The organism is Streptomyces sp. APSN-46.1, from assembly GCF_022815725.1.
GTDB lineage: Bacteria > Actinomycetota > Actinomycetes > Streptomycetales > Streptomycetaceae > Streptomyces.
The window spans coordinates 69,190-89,468 of sequence record NZ_JALGRF010000016.1; the positions used below are offsets into that span (position 1 = coordinate 69,190).

At 71.0% G+C, this 20,279-nt stretch carries 15 protein-coding genes; 1 reads left to right on the forward strand and 14 read right to left on the reverse strand.

What is annotated here, in order from left to right; translation table 11 throughout:
• The first annotated feature begins 198 nt into the window (after positions 1-198).
• On the forward strand, positions 199-3,345 hold the full coding sequence (gene ileS / locus MTF65_RS28540) for an isoleucine--tRNA ligase (protein ID WP_243631868.1): 3,147 nt from the start codon (positions 199-201) through the stop codon (positions 3,343-3,345).
• A 398-nt stretch (positions 3,346-3,743) separates the two neighbouring features.
• Here the strand turns inward: ileS and MTF65_RS28545 are convergent, their stop codons facing one another.
• The 14 genes from MTF65_RS28545 to MTF65_RS28610 form a co-directional block, all read right to left on the reverse strand.
• Positions 3,744-4,979 (reverse strand): DivIVA domain-containing protein, encoded by a 1,236-nt coding sequence (locus MTF65_RS28545; RefSeq protein ID WP_243631869.1) that lies wholly within the window; start codon positions 4,977-4,979, stop codon positions 3,744-3,746.
• An 82-nt stretch (positions 4,980-5,061) separates the two neighbouring features.
• Entirely contained in the window at positions 5,062-5,358 is a 297-nt protein-coding gene (locus MTF65_RS28550; protein WP_243631870.1) for a YggT family protein, read from the reverse strand.
• A 60-nt stretch (positions 5,359-5,418) separates the two neighbouring features.
• Positions 5,419-6,027, reverse strand: coding sequence for a cell division protein SepF (locus tag MTF65_RS28555; protein WP_243631871.1), 609 nt, complete (start codon positions 6,025-6,027; stop codon positions 5,419-5,421).
• Positions 6,028-6,178: 151 nt separating this feature from the next.
• Positions 6,179-6,898, reverse strand: coding sequence for a YggS family pyridoxal phosphate-dependent enzyme (locus MTF65_RS28560; RefSeq protein WP_243631872.1), 720 nt, complete (start codon positions 6,896-6,898; stop codon positions 6,179-6,181).
• Between the two features lie 3 nt (positions 6,899-6,901).
• Positions 6,902-7,633, reverse strand: a complete 732-nt coding sequence (gene pgeF / locus MTF65_RS28565) for a peptidoglycan editing factor PgeF (protein WP_243631873.1) — start codon at positions 7,631-7,633, stop codon at positions 6,902-6,904.
• Entirely contained in the window at positions 7,630-8,835 is a 1,206-nt protein-coding gene (gene ftsZ / locus MTF65_RS28570) for a cell division protein FtsZ (RefSeq protein ID WP_243631874.1), read from the reverse strand. The genes pgeF and ftsZ overlap by 4 nt, the downstream gene beginning before the upstream one ends.
• Positions 8,836-9,114: 279 nt before the next feature.
• Entirely contained in the window at positions 9,115-9,957 is an 843-nt protein-coding gene (locus tag MTF65_RS28575) for an FtsQ-type POTRA domain-containing protein (protein WP_308407235.1), read from the reverse strand.
• A 31-nt stretch (positions 9,958-9,988) separates the two neighbouring features.
• Positions 9,989-11,083 (reverse strand): undecaprenyldiphospho-muramoylpentapeptide beta-N-acetylglucosaminyltransferase, encoded by a 1,095-nt coding sequence (gene murG / locus MTF65_RS28580; protein WP_243631875.1) that lies wholly within the window; start codon positions 11,081-11,083, stop codon positions 9,989-9,991.
• A gap of 6 nt (positions 11,084-11,089) precedes the next feature.
• Positions 11,090-12,451 (reverse strand): putative lipid II flippase FtsW, encoded by a 1,362-nt coding sequence (gene ftsW / locus MTF65_RS28585; protein WP_243631876.1) that lies wholly within the window; start codon positions 12,449-12,451, stop codon positions 11,090-11,092.
• 71 nt (positions 12,452-12,522) lie between these two features.
• Positions 12,523-14,025 carry a UDP-N-acetylmuramoyl-L-alanine--D-glutamate ligase gene (gene murD, locus MTF65_RS28590; RefSeq protein ID WP_243631877.1) on the reverse strand — a complete coding sequence of 501 codons (1,503 nt, stop codon included), beginning with the start codon at positions 14,023-14,025 and terminating at the stop codon, positions 12,523-12,525.
• Complete coding sequence (mraY, locus tag MTF65_RS28595; RefSeq protein ID WP_243631878.1) at positions 14,007-15,077, reverse strand: phospho-N-acetylmuramoyl-pentapeptide-transferase; 1,071 nt, start codon at positions 15,075-15,077, stop codon at positions 14,007-14,009. Before mraY ends, murD begins: the two co-directional genes overlap by 19 nt.
• Positions 15,074-16,498, reverse strand: a complete 1,425-nt coding sequence (gene murF, locus MTF65_RS28600; protein WP_243631879.1) for a UDP-N-acetylmuramoyl-tripeptide--D-alanyl-D-alanine ligase — start codon at positions 16,496-16,498, stop codon at positions 15,074-15,076. The genes mraY and murF overlap by 4 nt, the downstream gene beginning before the upstream one ends.
• Positions 16,495-18,222, reverse strand: coding sequence for a UDP-N-acetylmuramoyl-L-alanyl-D-glutamate--2,6-diaminopimelate ligase (locus MTF65_RS28605; protein ID WP_243631880.1), 1,728 nt, complete (start codon positions 18,220-18,222; stop codon positions 16,495-16,497). The genes murF and MTF65_RS28605 overlap by 4 nt, the downstream gene beginning before the upstream one ends.
• Positions 18,223-18,279: 57 nt before the next feature.
• A complete protein-coding gene (locus MTF65_RS28610; RefSeq protein ID WP_243631881.1) occupies positions 18,280-20,241 on the reverse strand; it encodes a penicillin-binding protein 2 in 1,962 nt (653 codons plus the stop codon).
• Positions 20,242-20,279: the final 38 nt, after the last annotated feature.

Consider the following 20,279-nt stretch of genomic DNA (forward strand, 5'->3'; position numbering starts at 1 on the left):
GACGTGAAGCATCACCCCGGAGCCGCCGGAAGAAAGCCCGCACGGATTCCCGTAGGGCGAGTAGAACCGGCTTCGCGCCCCAATGAGGGGGCCCCCGGACCCGTCCGGAGGCCAAGGAGGGTGGTACCGCGGGAGCAGCAGTCGGCTCTCGTCCCTCCGGACGGAAGTGACACCCCGCCGGAGGAAGAGTTCAGCCTCATGACCACACCGCCGCAGTACCGCCCGGTACCCGCCCAGGTCGATCTGCCTGCCCTTGAGCACGCCGTCCTCGACTTCTGGCGCGAGAGCAAGACCTTCGCCAAGACCCTGGAGCAGTCCGAGGGCCGCCCCGAGTGGGTCTTCTACGAGGGCCCGCCCACCGCGAACGGCATGCCCGGCGCGCACCACATCGAGGCCCGCGTCTTCAAGGACGTCTTCCCCCGGTTCCGCACCATGCGCGGCTACCACGTGGCCCGCAAGGCCGGCTGGGACTGCCACGGCCTGCCCGTCGAGCTCGCCGTCGAGAAGGAGCTCGGCTTCAACGGCAAGCAGGACATCGAGGCGTACGGCATCGCCGAGTTCAACGCCAAGTGCCGCGAGTCCGTGACCCGCCACACCGACGCCTTCACCGAGCTCACGACCCGCATGGGCTACTGGGTCGATCTGGACGACGCCTACCGGACCATGGACCCCGAGTACGTCGAGTCCGTGTGGTGGTCGCTGAAGGAGATCTTCAACAAGGGCCTGCTCACCCAGGACCACCGCGTCGCCCCCTGGTGCCCCCGCTGCGGCACCGGCCTCTCGGACCACGAGCTGGCGCAGGGCTACGAGACGGTCGTGGACCCCTCGGTCTTCGTCCGGTTCCCGCTGACCTCCGGCCCGCTGGCGGGCGAGGCGGCGCTGCTGGTCTGGACGACGACCCCCTGGACCCTGGTCTCGAACACCGCCGTCGCCGCGCACCCGGACGTCACCTACGTCGTCGCCACCAACGGCGACGAGAAGCTCGTCGTCGCCCAGCCGCTGCTGGAGAAGGCCCTCGGCGAAGGCTGGGAGGCCACCGGCGAGACCTTCACGGGCAAGGAGATGGAGCGCTGGGCGTACGAGCGCCCGTTCTCCCTTGTCGAATTCCCGGCCCCGGCCCACTACGTCGTGAACGCCGAGTACGTCACGACCGAGGACGGCACGGGTCTGGTCCACCAGTCCCCCGCCTTCGGCGCCGACGACCTCGCAGTCTGCCGTGCGTACGGTCTGCCCGTCGTGAACCCGGTCCGCCCCGACGGCACCTTCGAGGAGGACGTCCCGCTGGTCGGCGGCGTCTTCTTCAAGAAGGCCGACGAGAAGCTGACCGCCGACCTCGACGCCCGCGGCCTGCTCTTCAGGCACATCGCCTACGAGCACAGCTACCCGCACTGCTGGCGCTGCCACACGGCGCTGCTCTACTACGCGCAGCCGTCCTGGTACATCCGCACCACCGCCGTCAAGGACGCGATGCTGCGGGAGAACGAGAAGACGAACTGGTTCCCGGACTCGGTCAAGCAGGGCCGCTTCGGCGACTGGCTGAACAACAACATCGACTGGGCGCTGTCCCGCAACCGCTACTGGGGCACCCCGCTGCCGATCTGGCGCTGTGAGGAGAACCACCTCACCTGCGTCGGCTCCCGCGCCGAGCTCTCCGAGCTGTCCGGCCGGGACCACTCGGCCCTGGACCCGCACCGCCCGTACATCGACGACGTCACCTTCACCTGCACCCACGAGGGCTGCTCGCTGGAGGCCGTGCGCGTCCCGGAGGTCATCGACGCCTGGTACGACTCGGGCTCGATGCCGTTCGCGCAGTGGGGCTACCCGTACAAGAACAAGGAGATCTTCGAGAAGCGCTACCCGGCGCAGTTCATCTCGGAGGCGATCGACCAGACGCGCGGGTGGTTCTACACGCTGATGGCGGTCGGCACGCTGGTCTTCGACAAGTCCTCGTACGAGAACGTCGTGTGCCTGGGCCACATCCTGGCCGAGGACGGCCGCAAGATGTCCAAGCACCTGGGCAACATCCTCCAGCCGATCCCGCTCATGGACCAGCACGGCGCGGACGCGGTCCGCTGGTTCATGGCGGCCGGCGGCTCCCCGTGGGCGGCGCGGCGCGTCGGACACGGCACGATCCAGGAGGTCGTCCGCAAGACCCTCCTCACGTACTGGAACACGGTCGCCTTCCAGGCCCTGTACGCCCGTACGTCGAACTGGGCGCCCTCCGCGGCCGACCCGGCCCCGGCGGACCGCACGGTCCTGGACCGCTGGCTGCTCTCCGAGCTGCACACGCTGACCTCCGAGGTCACGGACGCGATGGAGGCGTACGACACCCAGCGCGCCGGCAAGCTACTGTCCGCGTTCGTCGACGACCTGTCCAACTGGTACGTCCGCCGCTCGCGCCGCCGGTTCTGGCAGGGTGACGCCTCGGCCCTGCGCACCCTCCACGACGTCGTGGAGACGGTGACCCGCCTGATGGCCCCGCTGACCCCGTTCATCACGGAGCGGGTCTGGCAGGACATGATCGTCCCGGTCACGCCGGAGGCCCCGGAGTCGGTGCACCTGTCGTCGTGGCCGGTCGCGGACACCTCGGCCGTCGACCCGGTCCTGTCCCAGCAGATGCAGCTGGTACGCCGCCTGGTGGAGCTGGGCCGCGCGACGCGTGCGGAGTCGGGGGTCAAGACCCGCCAGCCGCTGTCTCGGGCGCTGGTCGCGGCGTCGGGCTTCGAGTCCCTCTCTCCCGAGCTCCACTCCCAGATCACGGAGGAGCTGAACGTCTCCTCCCTGGCCTCGCTCTCCGAGGTCGGCGGGTCCCTGGTGGACACGACGGCGAAGGCGAACTTCCGTGCGCTGGGCAAGCGCTTCGGCAAGGGCGTGCAGGACGTGGCGAAGGCGGTGGCCGCGGCCGACGCGGCTGCGCTGTCGCTGGCCCTGCGCGCCGGGACCGCGGCCGTCACGGTGAACGGCGAGACCGTCGCCCTCACCCCGGAGGAGGTCATCATCACGGAGACCCCGCGCGAGGGCTGGTCGGTGGCCTCGGACTCCGGCGCCACGGTCGCCCTGGACCTGGAGATCACCCCGGAGCTGCGGCTCGCGGGCCTGGCGCGTGACGCGATCCGCATGATCCAGGAGGCCCGGAAGAACTCCGGCCTCGACGTGGCCGACCGCATCGCCCTGCGCTGGTCCTCCTCGGACCCGGAGGTCGTGACGGCCCTGACGGACCACGCGGGCCTCATCTCGGACGAGGTCCTGGCGACGGACTTCGCGCAGGGTCCGGCCGACAGCGCGTACGGCGCCGAGTTCACGGACGAGTCCCTGGCCCTGACGTTCCGCCTCCGCAAGGCGTAACCAGGCCCGGCCCAGCGGCCCGTACCCCTCCCTCCCAGGGGGGTACGGGCCGCTTCGCTGTCTCCCCGCCCCGCCCTTCCTCCGTTCACCGGAGCTCCGCCCCGGACCCCGTACGCGCGCTCCGCGCCCGTGCCCTCAATCGCCGGGCGGGCTGAAATTGCGCTCCGCGCAATCCAGCCCCGCCAGGCACAATCCAGCCCCGCCGGCGTTTGAGGCGCGGGGTCCGGGGCGGAGCCCCGATCTTCAGCCTCGCCGGCGTTTGAGGCGCGGGGGCTCGGGGGCAGGGCCCCCGCAGCGGCGCCGCGCACGGCATACGGAAACGGGCCGGGCCCGGTCCCCCCGCAGGGGGACCGGGCCCGGCCCGTAAAAGCGACTGCCGACAGAAGCGGCGGCGGCGCCTAGTTGTCGTCCTCGTCGATCAGAAAGCCCCGCATCGGCGACGGCGCCTGCATCGGCTGCGGCACGGCCGGCCGCACCGGAGCCATCGGCTGGGTCATCGCCGGGGACATCTGCTGCTGCCCACCGTAGGAGGGACCGCCGCCCATCGGCGACGGGCCACCCATCGGGGACGGACCGCCCATGGGAGACGGGCCACCCATGGAGTGCCCCATCGCACCGGCCGGAGCCATCGACGGCGAGGGCGACGGCGGCAGCGCGGGACCGGACGGACCGCGCGGCGGGGCGAGGGAGTCGTCGGCCTGGGTCTCCAGCTGGCGCAGCTGCGACTCCAGGTAGGACTTCAGACGCGTACGGTACTCACGCTCGAAGCCCCGCAGGTCCTCGACCTTGCGCTCCAGCGTGGCGCGGGCGGACTCCAGGGAGCCCATCGCGACGCGGTGCTTCTCCTGCGCGTCCCGCTCCAGCGCGTCGGCCTTGGCACGGGCGTCCCGCTCCAGGCCCTCGGCGCGGCTGCGCGCCTCGCCGACGATCTTGTTGGCCTCGGAACGGGCCTCGGCGATCGCCTGGTCGGCGGTCTGCTGCGCGAGCGACAGGACACGGGCGGCGCTGTCGCCACCGGGGCCCTGCTGCGGGAGCTGCGGCTGCTGCTGGTGCATCGGCTGACCCATGGGCTGCATCTGCTGCCCCATCGGCTGCATCTGCTGGCCCATGGGCTGCATCTGCTGGCCGAGCTGGTTCTGGCCGCCCATGGACTGCTGCGGCATGCCCTGCTGCATTCCCTGCTGCTGCATTCCCTGCTGCTGCATTCCCTGCTGCTGCATACCGGGCTGGCCGCCCATGGTGTGCTGCTGCATGGGGCCGCCCATCGGGCCCGGACCCTGCGGTCCGTGTCCACCGGGGCCGGCCGGAAGCTGCGGCTGGCCGCCCGGCAGCTGGGGCGGGCCCATCTGCGGCTGCTGCTGCGGCGGGCCGGATATGGCGGCGGGCACGGGGGCGCCGGGGCCACGCTGGTCCTGGGGTTCCGGCTTGCGCATGCCCTGCTGCTGCTGGTTCTGCGCGGCGGCTCGCGTGGCGGCAGCGAGCTTGGCGCGCAGGTCCTCGTTCTCGCGCAGCAGGCGCGTCAGTTCGGACTCGACCTCGTCGAGGAAGGCATCGACCTCGTCCTCGTCATAGCCTTCTCGAAGGCGGACGGTCGTGAACTGCTTGTTCCGCACGTCCTCGGGAGTCAGCGGCATGTCTTCTTCACCTCTACGTAGTCGTCGGCAGTCGGCAAGACCGTATCGGGACTGTCCCCGCGTGTGCGGGGGAGCTCATCGTTCACACGCTTCTCGCAGCGGTGCTCACGAAATTGATGAGGATGTAAACGATGATCATCAGAACGAAGAAGGACAGGTCGAGCGCCACGCCCCCGAGACGCAACGGCGGGATGAACCGCCGCAGGAGCTTGAGCGGTGGATCGGTAAGAGTGTAGGTGGCCTCCAGAACGACCACCATCGCCTTGCCGGGTGTCCATGAACGTGCGAACTGGAACACGTAGTCCATGACCAGTCGGAAGATCAGCACGATGAGGAAGCACATCAGCGCGATGTAGACGACCTGCAGTGCGACACCCATCCCGCGCTTCCCTCTCCCCTGCTCTCGCTCTGTTCCCGGTCCCGTATCTGACGGATCGGTCTAGCTTTGGTTGAAGAACCCGCCCTCCGCGATGCGGGCCTTGTCCTCCGCCGTGACATCGACGTTAGCAGGCGACAGCAGGAACACCTTCTGTGTCACGCGTTCAATGCTGCCGTGCAGGCCGAACACGAGGCCGGCGGCAAAGTCGACAAGACGCTTGGCGTCCGTGTCGTCCATCTCCGTGAGGTTCATGATCACCGGAGTGCCCTCACGGAAGTGTTCCCCGATGGTACGGGCCTCGTTGTAGGTCCGCGGGTGCAGCGTCGTGATGCGGTACGGCTCCCGCTCGGAGACGACCTTGGGCATGATCACGGGGGCGTTCTTCTCCAGGTTCGTGCGGTCAGGTGTGATGGATGCCACGGGGGCGATTCGCGCGGGACGTCCGCTTTCCAGCGGCAACGGGATGGGTTCCCGTTGCGCGGGGGGCTGTACGACTCGTACCGGTTCGTCCGATACGGGCGATTGGTGCACGGGCTGCTGTCGCCGGCGATCCCGCTCCGGCTCCGGCTCGGGCTCGAACTCGTCGTCGGGGTCGTACCCCGGATTGTCGTACCGGTCGTCCTCCACGAGGCCGAGGTAGACCGCCATCTTGCGCATCGCGCCGGCCATTCTCCGAGTCCTCCGCTCTGTGGTGGATCGCCCTGTCGCAGGTGTGCCGCTGTGTCACCAAAGTCACCAACTGCCCGCGATCCACGTGGTCTGCCCGCTCATCGGCGGGAATGACCATATTTTCTGCTGTGGTCCGACTTTCTTCGCGACGTTACCCGAGCCGGGGTCTCGCGCCGAGTACCGCAGTGCCGACGCGTACATGTGTCGCACCGGCCGCAACGGCCTGTTCCAGGTCTGCGCTCATCCCGGCCGACACCATCGTGGCAGCAGGATGGTCCGCGCGCAGGCGGGATGACAATTCCATCAGCCGCTCGAAAGCGGCCTGTTCCCGGCCCGCGTACGGACCGGCCAGCGGAGCGACGGTCATCACGCCGTCGATCCGCAGTCCCGGCGCCGCGGCGATGAGGTCCGCCAACTCCGGGAGCAGGTCGGGCGCGGCGCCGCCACGGGTTCCGCGCTCCCCCGACTCGGCGTCGAGGGCGATCTGCACGAGGCAGCCGAGTTCGCGCCCGGCGGCCTCGGCGGCCGCCGAGAGCGCGGTGACCAGCCTGGGCCGGTCGACCGACTGCACCACATGCGCGTATCCCGCCACAGAACGGACTTTGTTCGTCTGCAACTGGCCCACGAAATGCCAGTTGAGCGGCAGGTCCGCGCAGGCGGCGGCCTTGGGGGCGGCGTCCTGGTCGCGATTTTCCGCAACATGACGGACACCCAGCTCCGCCAGCAGTCGTACGTCGCTCGCGGGGTAGGTCTTGGTGACCACGATGAGGGTCACCTCGTCCCGGCCCCGTCCCGCCGCGGCGCAGGCGGACGAGATACGTTCCTCCACCCGCGCCAGGTTCTCGGCGAGCTCCGACTTACGATCCGTCATTCCCTATTCCAACCAGACATATCCGGCAAGCCGCCCGGTCACCCGGTCACGGCGGTACGAGAAGTGGTCCCGCGACTCCAGTGTGCAGACCGGGGAACGGTGCAGGTGCGCCACCCCCGCCTCCGCGAGCTGCGCGTGCACCCCCGCGACCACGTCGACGGCCGGTGTCCCCCAGCTGGTCTCGGCGTACGCGGCCGGCACGACCTCGGCCACCGCGTCCCGCATCTCGGCGGGCACTTCGTAGCAGCGCCCGCAGACGGCCGGTCCGGTACGGGCGGTCATCCGCCCCGGCTCGGCTCCGAGGCCGACCATCGCCTCGACCACGGCGGGCACCACCCCGGCGACCAGACCGGGCCGCCCGGCGTGGGCGGCGCCGACGACCCCGGCGACGGGGTCGGCCAGCAGCACCGGGGTGCAGTCGGCGGTGAGCACCGCGAGGGCGAGCCGCCGACGGGTGGTCACCACCGCGTCCACCGAAGGCGCGTCCGCGGCGGGGCCCCAGGGTCCGGGGACCACCGCCACGTCCCGCCCGTGCACCTGGTTCATCCAGACCACCAGCTCCGGATCGATGCCCAGGGCCCTGGCCGCGATCACCCGGTTCGCGAGAACGGCGGCCGGGTCGTCTCCGACCGCGCCGCCGAGATTGAGCTCCTCGTACGGAACGGCGCTCACCCCGCCCCACCGGTCGGTGAAGGCGAAGTGGGCGCCGTTCTCGATGTGCTGCCCCAGTGTCACTTCAAGAAGTCCGGAACATCCAGCTCTTCGGCCGGGCTGTCCTGGTACGGACGGGCCGTCGGAACCTGCGGCGCGGAGGACTCGGCCTGGACCGGGGCCGGCTCGACCGGCGCCGGGGGGTCCTCGCGCGGGGTGACGGTGCCGAGTCCGCCGAAGGCCGGGCGGACCGGCTCGGGCGCGCGGACCGGCGCCGGGGCCGGCTCCTCGCGCTTGGTGGACGCGGCGCCGATGACGTTGTCCCGGCGGGCCGGGGGCTGTCCGCCGTCGAACCCGGCCGCGATGACGGTGACCCGTACCTCGTCGCCGAGCGCGTCGTCGATGACGGCGCCGAAGATGATGTTCGCCTCGGGGTGCGCGGCCTCGCTCACCAGCTGCGCGGCCTCGTTGATCTCGAAGAGACCGAGGTCCGAGCCACCGGAGATGGAGAGGAGCACGCCCCTCGCCCCGTCGATGGACGCCTCCAGCAGCGGCGAGGAGATCGCCATCTCGGCGGCGGCCACCGCGCGGTCGTCGCCGCGGGCCGAGCCGATGCCCATCAGGGCCGAGCCGGCCTCGGACATCACGGACTTGACGTCGGCGAAGTCGAGGTTGATCAGACCCGGAGTGGTGATGAGGTCGGTGATGCCCTGGACGCCCGAGAGCAGGACCTGGTCGGCCGACTTGAAGGCGTCGAGCACGCTGACCTGGCGGTCCGAGATGGACAGCAGACGGTCGTTGGGGATGACGATGAGGGTGTCGACCTCTTCGCGGAGCTCGGCGATGCCGTCCTCCGCCTGGTTCGCGCGGCGCCGGCCCTCGAAGGTGAACGGCCTGGTGACCACACCGATCGTCAGGGCGCCCAGCGAGCGCGCGATGTTGGCGACGACCGGTGCGCCGCCCGTGCCTGTGCCGCCGCCCTCACCGGCGGTGACGAAGACCATGTCGGCCCCCTTGAGGACCTCCTCGATCTCCTCGCGGTGGTCCTCTGCCGCCTTGCGACCGACGGCCGGGTTGGCTCCGGCGCCGAGGCCCCGGGTGAGTTCGCGGCCGACGTCGAGCTTGACGTCGGCGTCGCTCATCAACAGCGCCTGGGCGTCGGTGTTGATGGCGATGAACTCGACGCCCTTGAGACCGACCTCGATCATTCGGTTGATGGCATTGACACCACCGCCGCCGACACCGATGACCTTGATGACTGCGAGGTAGTTCTGCGGTGCTGCCACGTCGAAGGCCTCTCGCCTCGAGTTACGTGTCGCCGCCTCGCGGGCCTGCGTTGCGACGACTGATGCCGAAATAGGGACGGTCCGAACGCGCCGACCCGAACCCTTACCCTGAAGTTTAGGGTTAGGGGTGTGTCTGTTCCTTGGACTCTTCCGAACAGGACACTAAGTCGACAAGTAGCGCGTGTTCAACGAACACGCCGAACCTCCCGTTTTTCTTTTCACCCTATGTGATCACCCGTATCGCTGGCCAACCAGGGTGCTTCGGTGTTGGATCCGACGTCAACTCCCGGACACCGCAGGGGCGGTGGGGACGCTCACGTCGAAGTGGCCAGCCTTGGGCGCGGCTTTCAGCAGTGCGGTCAGCGCTCGACCTTTGGCCTCGCCCAGTTCGCCACTGCCCCACACCACGGTCCGGCCCTTGGTGAGCTCCAGTACGACCGAGTCGTACGACCCCACCTTGACCTGCACGGTTTCCTTCGCGATCGCGTCCGGGAGGCCGCCGGCGATGCCCACCGCCTCGTGCAGGAGCCGCTCCTCGTCGAAGCGGCGGCCGCTGGGTGACCGCTCGGCTGACAGGTCGAGGACCGGAACACCCCCGGGTGCTTTCGGAACCGTGTCGAATCGCACACCCCCGGCGTCCACTTCGATGAACTCGGTGCCCTTCTTGATGAGAAGGACGGGTTTGCGCTCCGTCACCTTCAGCCCGATTCCGTGCGGCCAGGCCCGCACCACATCGACCGAATCGATGCGGGGCAGTTTGCCGCGCAGCCGGCTCGCGATCTCGTCGGTGTCCACGCCCACCAGCGGGGCGCCGAGCGGCACGGCCGCCGCGGTCAGCACCTGCTCCGAGGTGAGTACCTCGGTTCCGCTCGCGCTGACCTTCTCGACGCGGAGCCAGGAGGAGCCGTAGAGCACCCAGGTGCCGCCCGCGCCGAGGAGCAGTGTCCCGGCGAGGGCGAGCAGGGCCAGCGCGGGGCCCCGGCGCAGACGCGCGCCGGGGCCCCGCGGGCCGGATCCCTTCGACGACTTGGGGGGCTTGGCAGAGCCGGAGCCCTTCCGGTCGGACCGGTCGGACCGGTCAGGGCCTCGGTCGCCGCGCTGTGCGGTCGTCGCTCCGGCCACTGCTGTGCCTCCTGGGTCAGTTCTTTCCGCCTCAGCGAGCTCTGTGCGCCGCGATCGCCTCGTACACCAGGCCGACGAGCAGGTCGTCGGCGTCCCGGCGGCCGAACTCGGCGGCGGCGCGGGACATCTCGTACAGGCGGTGCGGGTCGGCGAGCACCGGGAGGACCTGGCTGAGCACCCAGTCGGGCGTCAGCTCCGCGTCGTCCACCAGCAGGCCGCCGCCGGCCTTGACCACCGGCTGGGCGTTGAGCCGCTGTTCGCCGTTGCCGATCGGCAGCGGTACGTAGGCGGCGGGCAGCCCGACGGCGGAGAGTTCGGCGACGGTCATCGCGCCCGCGCGGCACAGCATCATGTCGGCGGCGGCGTACGCGAGGTCCATCCGGTCCACGTACGGTACCGGCACATACGGGGGCATCCCGGGCATGTTGTCGACACGCGGCAGTTCGTTCTTCGGCCCGACCGCGTGCAGGATCTGGATCCCGGAGCGCTGGAGCGTCGGAGCGACCTGCTGGATGACCTCGTTGAGCCGGCGGGCGCCCTGCGAGCCGCCGGAGACCAGCAGCGTCGGCAGGTTGGGGTCCAGGCCGAAGGCGGCGCGCGCCTCCGGGCGGACCGCGGCCCGGTCGAGGGTGGAGATCGAGCGCCGCAGCGGGATGCCCACGTAGCGGGCACCGCGCAGCTTGCTGTCGGGGGTGGAGACCGCGACGGCGTGCGCGTAGCGGGAGCCGATCTTGTTGGCCAGTCCGGGCCGGGCGTTGGCCTCGTGGACGATGATCGGCACCCCGAGCCGCTTGGCGGCGAGGTAGCCGGGCAGGGCCACGTAGCCGCCGAAGCCCACGACGCAGTCGGCCTTGGTGCGCAGGAGGATCTCCTCCGCGGCCTTGATCGTGCCGCGCAGCCGTCCGGGGACGGTGATCAGCTCGGGGGTTGGCTTGCGGGGCAGCGGTACGGCGGGGATCAGTCCCAGCTCGTAGCCGCGCTCCGGTACCAGACGGGTTTCGAGCCCGCGTTCCGTGCCGAGGGCGGTGATGCCCACGGAAGGGTCCTGCCTACGCAGGGCGTCCGCGAGGGCGAGCGCCGGCTCGATGTGGCCGGCGGTCCCCCCACCGGCGAGTACGACATGCACCGAAATTCACCGCTCTCCGGACGGACGCTTCTTGACGCGCCGTCTCATCGACTTCCATATCGGCCCGGTCCGCTTCCAGCCGGATTTCGGCTGTCGCATCGCGAGCGCCGCTCGCGCCGCCGGCTCCTCCCGCGCGAAGGCGATGAGCAGTCCGACCGCGAACATGGTCGGCAGCAGGGCCGACCCTCCGTAGGAGAACAGCGGGAGCGGGACCCCGGCGATCGGCAGCAGACCGAGCACCGCACCGATGTTGATCACGGCCTGCGCCGTGATCCAGGTGGTCACGCCTCCCGCGGCATACCGTACGAAGGAGTCCTCCGTGCGTCCGGCCACGCGGATACCCGCATAGCCTAGAGCCGCGAACAGGGCGAGCACCGACAGCGTCCCCGCCAGGCCCAGTTCCTCCCCGGTGATGGCGAAGATGAAGTCGGTGTGGGCTTCTGGCAGTTGGCCCCATTTTTCCACACTGGCACCCAAACCGGAACCAAACCATCCGCCGGATGCGAGGGCGTAGATTCCGTGGACGGCCTGCCAGCACAGATCGTTCTTGCCCGGCTCGGTCGCACCGAGACAGGCCAGCCGGTCCATGCGGTGCGGGCTCGTCTTGATCAGCAGTGCGACGATCACACCCGCGAACGCCAACACTGCCACGAACAGCCGTGTCGGCGCACCCGCCAGCCACAACAGGCCGAACAGAATGGCACCGAGGATCATGGCGGTGCCCATGTCGCCGCCGAGCATGATGAGCCCGAGCAGCAGGAACGCCACCGGGACCAGCGGCACCAGCAGGTGCTTCCACTGGCTCAGCAGGCCCTTGTCGCCCTTGCGGGCCAGCAGGTCGGCGCCCCACAGGATCAGGGCCAGTTTGCCGAACTCGCTGGGCTGCAACATGAACGGACCGCCGAGGGAGATCCAGTTCTGGTTGCCGTTGATCGCGACCCCTATCCCGGGGACCTGGACCAGCACCATCAGGAACAGCGTGCCGGCGAGCACCGGATAGGACAGCGCCCGGTGCAGTTTGACCGGCATCCGGGAGGCCACCAGGAGCAGTCCGGTGCCGATCAGCGCGGCCAGGAACTGCTTCTTGAAGAAGTACGCGTCACCCAGGCCGAGCTGGAGCGCCTTGATCATCGAGGCCGAGTAGACCATCACCAGACCGAGCACGGTGATGAGCAACGAGCTGCCGAAAATCAGGTAGTACGCGGTCAGCGGCCGGTCCCAGGCCCTGCGCAACCGCCGCTGCGTCCGCCGGAGCCGGGTCAGCGGCGCGCGCCGGACAGGCCGCTTCGCGCCGGCCGCGGTGCGTTTGCGGCCTTGTGCCTTCACGGCAGGCGGCCGCCGCCCCGGCAGCACTTGTCTGGCCGGCATCTGTGATCTTCCCCTCCACTCGTACGAGGCGAGCAGCCGGTCGGCCGGCCGGAGGGAGCCCAGCCCTGGACCTAGGCGCTCTCGGCGGCCAGTTCGCGCACCGCGTCGGCGAATGCGTCCCCACGCTTGTTGTAGTTCGCGAACATGTCCATGGAGGCGCAGGCAGGTGCCAGCAGGACCGTGTCGCCGGGCTCGGCGAGCCGGGCCGCTTCCCGGACCGCCGCGAGCATCGCCCCAGTGTCGGTCCGTTCGAGGTCGACCACAGGGACCTCGGGCGCGTGTCGCGCCAGCGCGTCGGCGATCAGCGCCCGGTCGGCGCCGATCAGCACGACACCGCGCAGCCGCTTCGCGGACCTCTGTACGAGCTCGTCGAAGGCCGCGCCCTTGGCGAGGCCTCCGGCGATCCAGACGACCGGCTCGAAGGCCGCCAGGGAGGCCTCGGCGGCGTGCGTGTTGGTGGCCTTGGAGTCGTCTACGTAGGTGACCCCGGCGACCTCGTCCACGTGCGCGACGCGGTGCGCGTCCGGGCGGAAGTCGCGCAGCCCGTCGCGGACCGCGCGTGCCTCCACGCCGAAGGCGCGGGCCAGGGCCGCCGCCGCGAGGGCGTTGGCGATGTTGTGCGGGGCCGGCGGGTTGACGTCCTCGACGTGCGCGAGCTCCTGGGCGTTCTTCTGCCGGTCCTCCACGAAGGCGCGGTCGACGAGGATGCCGTCCACGACGCCGAGCATGGAGGGGCCGGGGGCGCCGAGGGTGAAGCCGATCGCCCGGCAGCCCTCCTCGACATCGGCCTCCACGACCAGGTCCTCGGTGGCCTTGTCGGCGACGTTGTAGACGCAGGCCACCGTGTTGCCCTCGTAGATCCGGCCCTTGTCGGCGGCGTAGGCCTCCATCGAGCCGTGCCAGTCGAGGTGGTCCGGGGCCAGGTTGAGGACGGCCGCCGAGTGGGCGCGCGGCGAGGGCGCCCAGTGCAGCTGGTAGCTGGAGAGTTCGACGGCGAGTACGTCGTACTCCTCGTCGCCCATCACCACGTCGATGATCGGGGTGCCGATGTTCCCGACGGCCGCGGTCTTCAGGCCCGCGGCCTTGAGGATCGAGGCGAGCATCTGGGTGGTGGTGGTCTTGCCGTTCGTCCCGGTGATGGCGAGCCACGGCGCCGGTTCCCCGCGAGACGCGCCGGCGGCCCGGCCGGACCGCGCCGCGCGCAGCTCCTGGCCGGTCTCGCGCAGCTGCCAGGCGATCTCGACATCGCCCACGACGTCCACACCCGCCGCGGCGGCGACCTCGAACAGCGGGCTGTCCGGCTTCCAGCCCGGCGAGGTGACCACGAGGTCGGTGCCCTCGGGCAGCACGTCTCCGGCGCGGGCGCCGCCGTCCAGGTGGCCGAGGCGGACCTCGATGCCGAGCTCCGCGAGTTCGGCGGCCCGCGCGCGGTGCGCGTCGCCGTCTCCGTTGTCGACGACGGTCACCCGCGCGCCGAGGCCGGCCAGGGCGCGGGCGGCGCTGATGCCGCTCACGCCGAGGCCGGCGACGGTGATGTTCTTGTCGTGCCAGGAGGTCACTTGTCGGCTGCCCATCCCGCGTAGAAGAGACCGAGACCCACGATCACGCACATGCCCTGGATGATCCAGAACCGGACCACCACAAGGACTTCGGACCACCCCTTCAGTTCGAAGTGGTGCTGGAGCGGAGCCATCCGGAAGACGCGCTTCCCGGTCATCTTGAACGAGCCTACCTGGATGACCACCGACATGGTGATGAGGACGAAGAGGCCGCCGAGCAGGGCGATCAGGAACTCCGTGCGGGAGCAGATCGCGAGGCCGGCGAGCGCGCCGCCGAGCGCGAGCGAACCGGTGTCACCCATGAAGATCTTGGCGGGCGAGGTGTTCCACCACAGGAAGCCGAAGCAGGCGCCCATCAGCGCGGAGGCGACGACCGCGAGGTCCAGCGGGTCGCGCACCTCGAAGCAGGCGTTGGGGTTGGTCAGCGTGACCGCGTTGGCGCAGGACTCCTGGTGCTGCCAGACGCCGATGAAGGTGTAGGCGCCGAACACCATGACGGCGGCGCCGGTGGCGAGGCCGTCCAGACCGTCGGTCAGGTTCACGCCGTTGGACATCGCCAGGATCATGAACAGCGCCCAGACGACGAACAGCACCGGGCCGATCGACCAGCCGAAGTCCGTGACGAAGGACAGCTTGGTGGAGGCCGGGGTGAGCCCGCGCGAGTCCTTGAACTGGAGCGCGAGCACCGCGAAGGCGATACCGACGATCAGCTGGCCGGACATCTTCGCCTTGGCCCGCAGGCCGAGCGAGCGGCGCTTGACGATCTTGATGTAGTCGTCCAGGTAGCCGACCAGGCCCATGCCCGCCATCAGGAACAGGACCAGCAGACCCGAGAGGCTCGGCTCCTCACCGGTGATGACCTTCGTCGCGGCGTACGCGATGAGCGTCGCCAGGATGAAGGAGATGCCGCCCATGGTGGGCGTGCCCTTCTTCCCGGCGTGGCCGCGCGGGCCGTCGTCGCGGATGAACTGGCCGTAGCCCTTGCGGGCCAGCAGCTTGATCAGCAGCGGCGTTCCGGTGACGGTCAAGAACATGCCGATGACACCGGCGAACAGGATCTGCCTCATCGGTCGGCGACCTCGCCCTCACGCTCAAGGAGCGCCAGCGCGACCCGCTCCAGGCCGATCGACCTGGAAGCCTTCACCAGCACGACGTCCCCCGGGCGCAGTTCATTGCGCAGCAGGTCGACCGCCGCCTGTGCGTCGGACACGAGCACCGACTCCTCACCCCACGAACCCTCGTTGTAGGCGCCCAGTTGCAGCCAGGACGCTTCCCTGCCCCCGACTGCGACGAGCTTGCTCACGTTGAGCCGGACGGCAAGCCGTCCCACCGCGTCATGCTCCGCGAGTGACGCGTCACCGAGCTCGGCCATGGGGCCCAGCACCGCCCACGTACGTCCCCCGTTCGCCCTGGCGGCGCCGCCCATCGCGGCAAGCGCGCGCAGAGCGGCCCGCATGGACTCGGGATTCGCGTTGTAGGCGTCGTTGACGATCGTCACCCCGTCCGCGCGCTCGGTGACCTCCATGCGCCACCGGGAGAGCGTGCCCGCCCCGGAGAGCGCGGTGGCGATCTCCTCGACGGACATGCCCAGGACATGGGCGACGGCGGCCGCGGCGAGCGCGTTCGACACGTGGTGCTCACCGTACAGCCGCAAGGTCACATCGCTGCACCCGGTCGGTGTGTGGAGTGTGAAGGCGGGCTGTCCCCCCGGGGTCATCCGCACTTCGGTGGCGCGTACGTCGGCGTCCCCGGCCTCGCCGAAGAGGACCGTACGGGCCTTCGTGCGGGCGGACATGGCGCGTACCAGCGGGTCGTCGGCGTTGAGTACGGCGACTCCGCCGTCGGCCTCGGCGGGGAGGGCCTCGACCAGCTCGCCCTTGGCCCGGGCGATCTGCTCGCGGCCGCCGAACTCGCCGATGTGGGCGGTGCCGACGTTGAGTACGAGTCCGATGCGCGGCGGGGTCAGGCCGGTGAGGTACTCGATGTGGCCGATCCCGCGGGCGCCCATCTCCAGGACCAGGTGCCGGGTTTCCCCGGTGGCCTGGAGGGCGGTGAGCGGCAGGCCGATCTCGTTGTTGAGGGAGCCGGGGGTCCACACGGTGGGTGCGTGGCTCTGGAGCACCTGCGCGATGAGGTCCTTGGTGGAGGTCTTCCCGGCGGAGCCGGTCAGGGCCACCACGTCGGTGCCGAGGCGTTCGACGACGTCCCGGGCGAGGGCGCCGAGCGCCTTCTCCACGTCCGGGACGACGATCGCGGGGACGCCGACGGGCCGGGCCGCGAGGACGGCCGCGGCTCCGGCGGCCATCGCGCGCTCCGCGTAGTCGTGGCCGTCGACGTGCTCGCCGGCGAAGGCGGCGAACAGGCTGCCGGCCTCCACCTTGCGGGAGTCGATGACCACGGGCCCGCTGATCCGCACCGACGGATCCGGTATGTCGTGGGGCCGCCCGCCGGTGATGTCGGCGATCTCGGCGAGGGAAAGGGCGATCACTGGTTCACCTCGGCCTGTCGGACGTGCGTGTCGTGGTCGTGCCGGGGCCGGGCCTCGATGGCGGCGCGGAGCACCGCGCGGTCGTCGAAGGGCCGTACGACACCGGCGGTGTCCTGGCCCTGCTCGTGGCCCTTGCCCGCCACCAGGACGGTGTCACCGGGCTCGGCGCGCGCGACGGCGGCGGCGATGGCCGCGGCCCGGTCGGCGTCGACGAGGACGGTGCCCCGCTCGGAGGGCGGTACGGACACGGCGCCTTCGAACATCGCGGCGAGGATCGCGAGGGGGTCCTCGGAGCGCGGGTTGTCGGAGGTCAGGATGGCGGTGTCGGCGAACCGGGCGGCCGCCGCGCCCATCGGGCCGCGCTTGGTGGTGTCGCGGTCGCCGCCGCAGCCGAGGACGATGTGCAGCTTGCCGGTGGTGACCTCGCGCAGCGCCCGCAGGACCGACTCGACGGCGTCCGTCTTGTGCGCGTAGTCCACGACGGCGAGGTACGGCTGCCCCGCGTCCACCCGCTCCAGCCGGCCGGGGACCCCGGGGACCGCCGCGACGCCGTCGGCGACGGTCTGCGGGTCGAGGCCGGCGGCGGCGAGCGTGACGATCGCGGCGACGGTGTTGGCGACGTTGAACGGCCCGGGCAGCGGGGCGGTGGCCCGTACGCGCTGTCCGTCCGGGCCCACCAGGGTCAGGGTGGAGTCCATGTGGCCCGTGACCACGTCCTCGGCGCGCCAGTCGGCGCCCGGGTCGCCCGCCGCGGAGAACGTGACGACCGGGATCGCCGACTCCTTGGCCAGGCGGCGGCCGTACTCGTCGTCGATGTTGACCACGCCGAGGCGGGCGCGGCGCTCGGTGAAGAGCTGCGCCTTGGCCTGGAAGTAGTCCTCCATGTCGGAGTGGAACTCCATGTGCTCCGGGCTCAGGTTGTTGAAGACGGCGACGTCGAAGACGCAGCCGTCGACCCGGCCGAGCACGAGGGCGTGGCTGGAGACCTCCATGGCCACGGCCTCGACCCCGCGTTCGCGCATGACGGCGAAGAGGGCCTGGAGGTCGGTGGCCTCGGGGGTGGTGCGCTCGGACTTGATGCGCTCGTCGCCGATGCGCATCTCGACGGTGCCGACCAGTCCGGTGCGGCGTCCGGCCCCGCGCAGGCCGCCCTCGACGAGGTACGCCGTGGTGGTCTTGCCGGAGGTGCCCGTGATGCCGAGCTGGAGCAGGCCTTCGCCGGGGTGGCCGTAGATCGTGGCGGCCAGCTCGCCCATCCGGCCGCGCGGGTCGGCGACGGCCAGGACCGGGAGTCCGGTCGCGGCGGCGCGTTCGGCTCCCGCGGGGTCGGTCAGTACGGCGGCCGCGCCGAGGCCGGCGGCCTGGGCGGCGAAGTCCGCGCCGTGCAGCTTGGCGCCGGGCAGGGCCGCGTACAGATCGCCGGGGCGCACCGCACGGGAGTCGTGCGTGATGCCGGTGATCTGCGGGGACTCCGCCGCGGTCGCCGCGCCTGGGGCTTCGAGGCCCAGCAGGGTGGCCAGCTCGCCGAGGGGGGTCGGACGCGCGGACACGGGCCTGGGCGCTCCCGGCGGCGCTGCCGGGGCGTCTTTCTGGGTGGTTCTGGGCTGATCAGCGTGAGGCACGGCGGTGAGCGTACCGGGCGCGGCGGGCGCGTTGCGAAGTGAGGGCCCGGCCGCGGCGCCCGCGGCCGTCCGGTTCCCGGGTTTCGGGGTGATCGATGTCACTGATGGTGCCTCGCGGTTCGTTGGCGGGCCGGCCGGGGGGCCGGGTCACCGGCCGGGCTACGGGCCCGGTTCGAAGGTGACCGGCAGGCCGGCGGGGGCGGTTCCGGTGGGGGCGACCTGGAGGGTCTTGAGGGCGAACTCCATGACCTTCTTGTAGATGGGGCCGCAGATCTGGCCGCCGAAGTAGCTGCCCTTCGTGGGGTTCTGGATGGCGCAGTAGACGGTGACGCGGGGGTTGTCGGCGGGTGCGAAGCCGGCGAAGGAGGCGGTGTAGCCCTTGTAGCGGCCGGTGGCCGGATCCACCCGGTTGGAGGTGCCGGTCTTGCCGCCGACCCGGTAGCCGGGGATGCGGGCCTTGGTGCCGGTGCCCTCCTGGTCGTCGACGACGGATTCGAGCATTCCGGCGAGGGTCCTGGCGGTTTCCTCGCTGACCACGCGGGTCTTGTCGGGCGCGGGGGCCGGGGTGAAGCGGCCGTCGGGGCCCTTGCTGCCCCGGACGAGGGTCGGCGTGATCCGGACCCCGCCGTTGGCGATGGTCGAGTACACGGAGGCTGCCTGCATGGCGTTGAGGGACAGGCCCTGGCCGAAGGGGATCGTGTACTGCTGGGAGGTGGACCAGGCCTCGGGCTTGGCCAGGATGCCGCGGGACTCGCCGGGGTAGCCGAGGCCGCTGGGCTGCCCGATGCCGAACTTGGTCAGGTACGAGTACAGGACCTTGTTGGCCTCGGGCTGGGTGGCGCCGAGCTGGCCGGTGGCCAGGATGGTGCCGATGTTGGAGGACTTGGCGAGGACCCCGTTGAGGGTCAGGTACCAGGTCGGGTGATCGACGTCGTCCTTGAACAGCCGGTCGCCGCGGTGCAGCCGGTTGGGGACCTCGACGTGGGTCTCGGGGGTGGCCTTCTTCTCCTCCAGCACGGCGGCCATCGACATCACCTTGGCGGTGGAGCCGGGCTCGTACACGTCCTGGAGGGCGGCGTTGCCCATGGCGGCGGAGCTGGCCTTGGTCAGGTCGTTGGGGTCGAAGCCGGGGGCGTTGGCCATGGCGAGGATCTCGCCGGTGCGGGTGTCCTGGACGATGACGTAGCCGCGGTCGGCCCCGGACTTCTCGACCTGCTCGGTGATGGCGCTCTGCGCCGCCCACTGGATGTCGCGGTCGATGGTCAGCTCGATGTCGTCGCCGGGTACGGCGGGCTTCTCGCTGGAGCCGGCGGTGGGGACGCGGCGGCCGCCGGACTGGGCGTAGCTGAGCTCGCCGTCCTTGCCGGACAGCTTCTTGTCGAGGGCGGACTCCAGGCCGCCGCCGCCCTTGCCGTCGGCGTTGACGTAGCCCAGTATCCCGGCGGCCAGATCGCCGCCCGGGTACACGCGCTTGCTGCTGTCCTCCTTGAAGACGCCCGCGAGGACGTTGGCGCCGGGGCCGTTGTTCTTCCGGTCGGCGGCGGCCTTCTCGGCGAAGACGCGCTGGAGGTCCTTGATCTGGTTCCAGACCTGGGGGGTCTGGCGGCGGGCGAGGATGACGTAGCGGGTGTTCTTGGTCTTGAGGCGGGCCGTGAGCTCCTTGGCGTCCTTGCCGAGGATCGGCGCGAGGAGGGCGGCGGCCTGCTCGGGGGCGTCCGGGGCCTTGCTGTCCTGCGGGGTGAACATCTTGGGGTCGGCGGTGATGTCGTACGCGTCGACGCTGGTGGCGAGGGCCACGCCCTTGCGGTCGGTGATCTCCCCGCGTTCGGCGGCCAGGGTGTGGCTGGCGAACCGGTTCTCGGAGGCCTTGGCGGAGTACGCGGACGCGTCGACGGCCTGGACCTGGAGGAGGCGGACGACGAAGGCGAGCATGACGAGCGTGAGGCCGACGCTGACCAGGCGCAGGCGGGGCCTGGGGCTGCCGAGCCGGATGGTGTGGGGCGCCCTCGCGGCGGCGGGCCTGCGGGTGGCGGGCCGCGCGGTCGTCGCGGCCCGGGCGCGGTCCGCCGGCCGGGGCCTCGGGGGCCCCGGCACCCGGCGCCGCGGCCCGTCGGGCCTCACGCCGCCACCGCCGCGACCGCCGCGACCGCGGGAGCCGT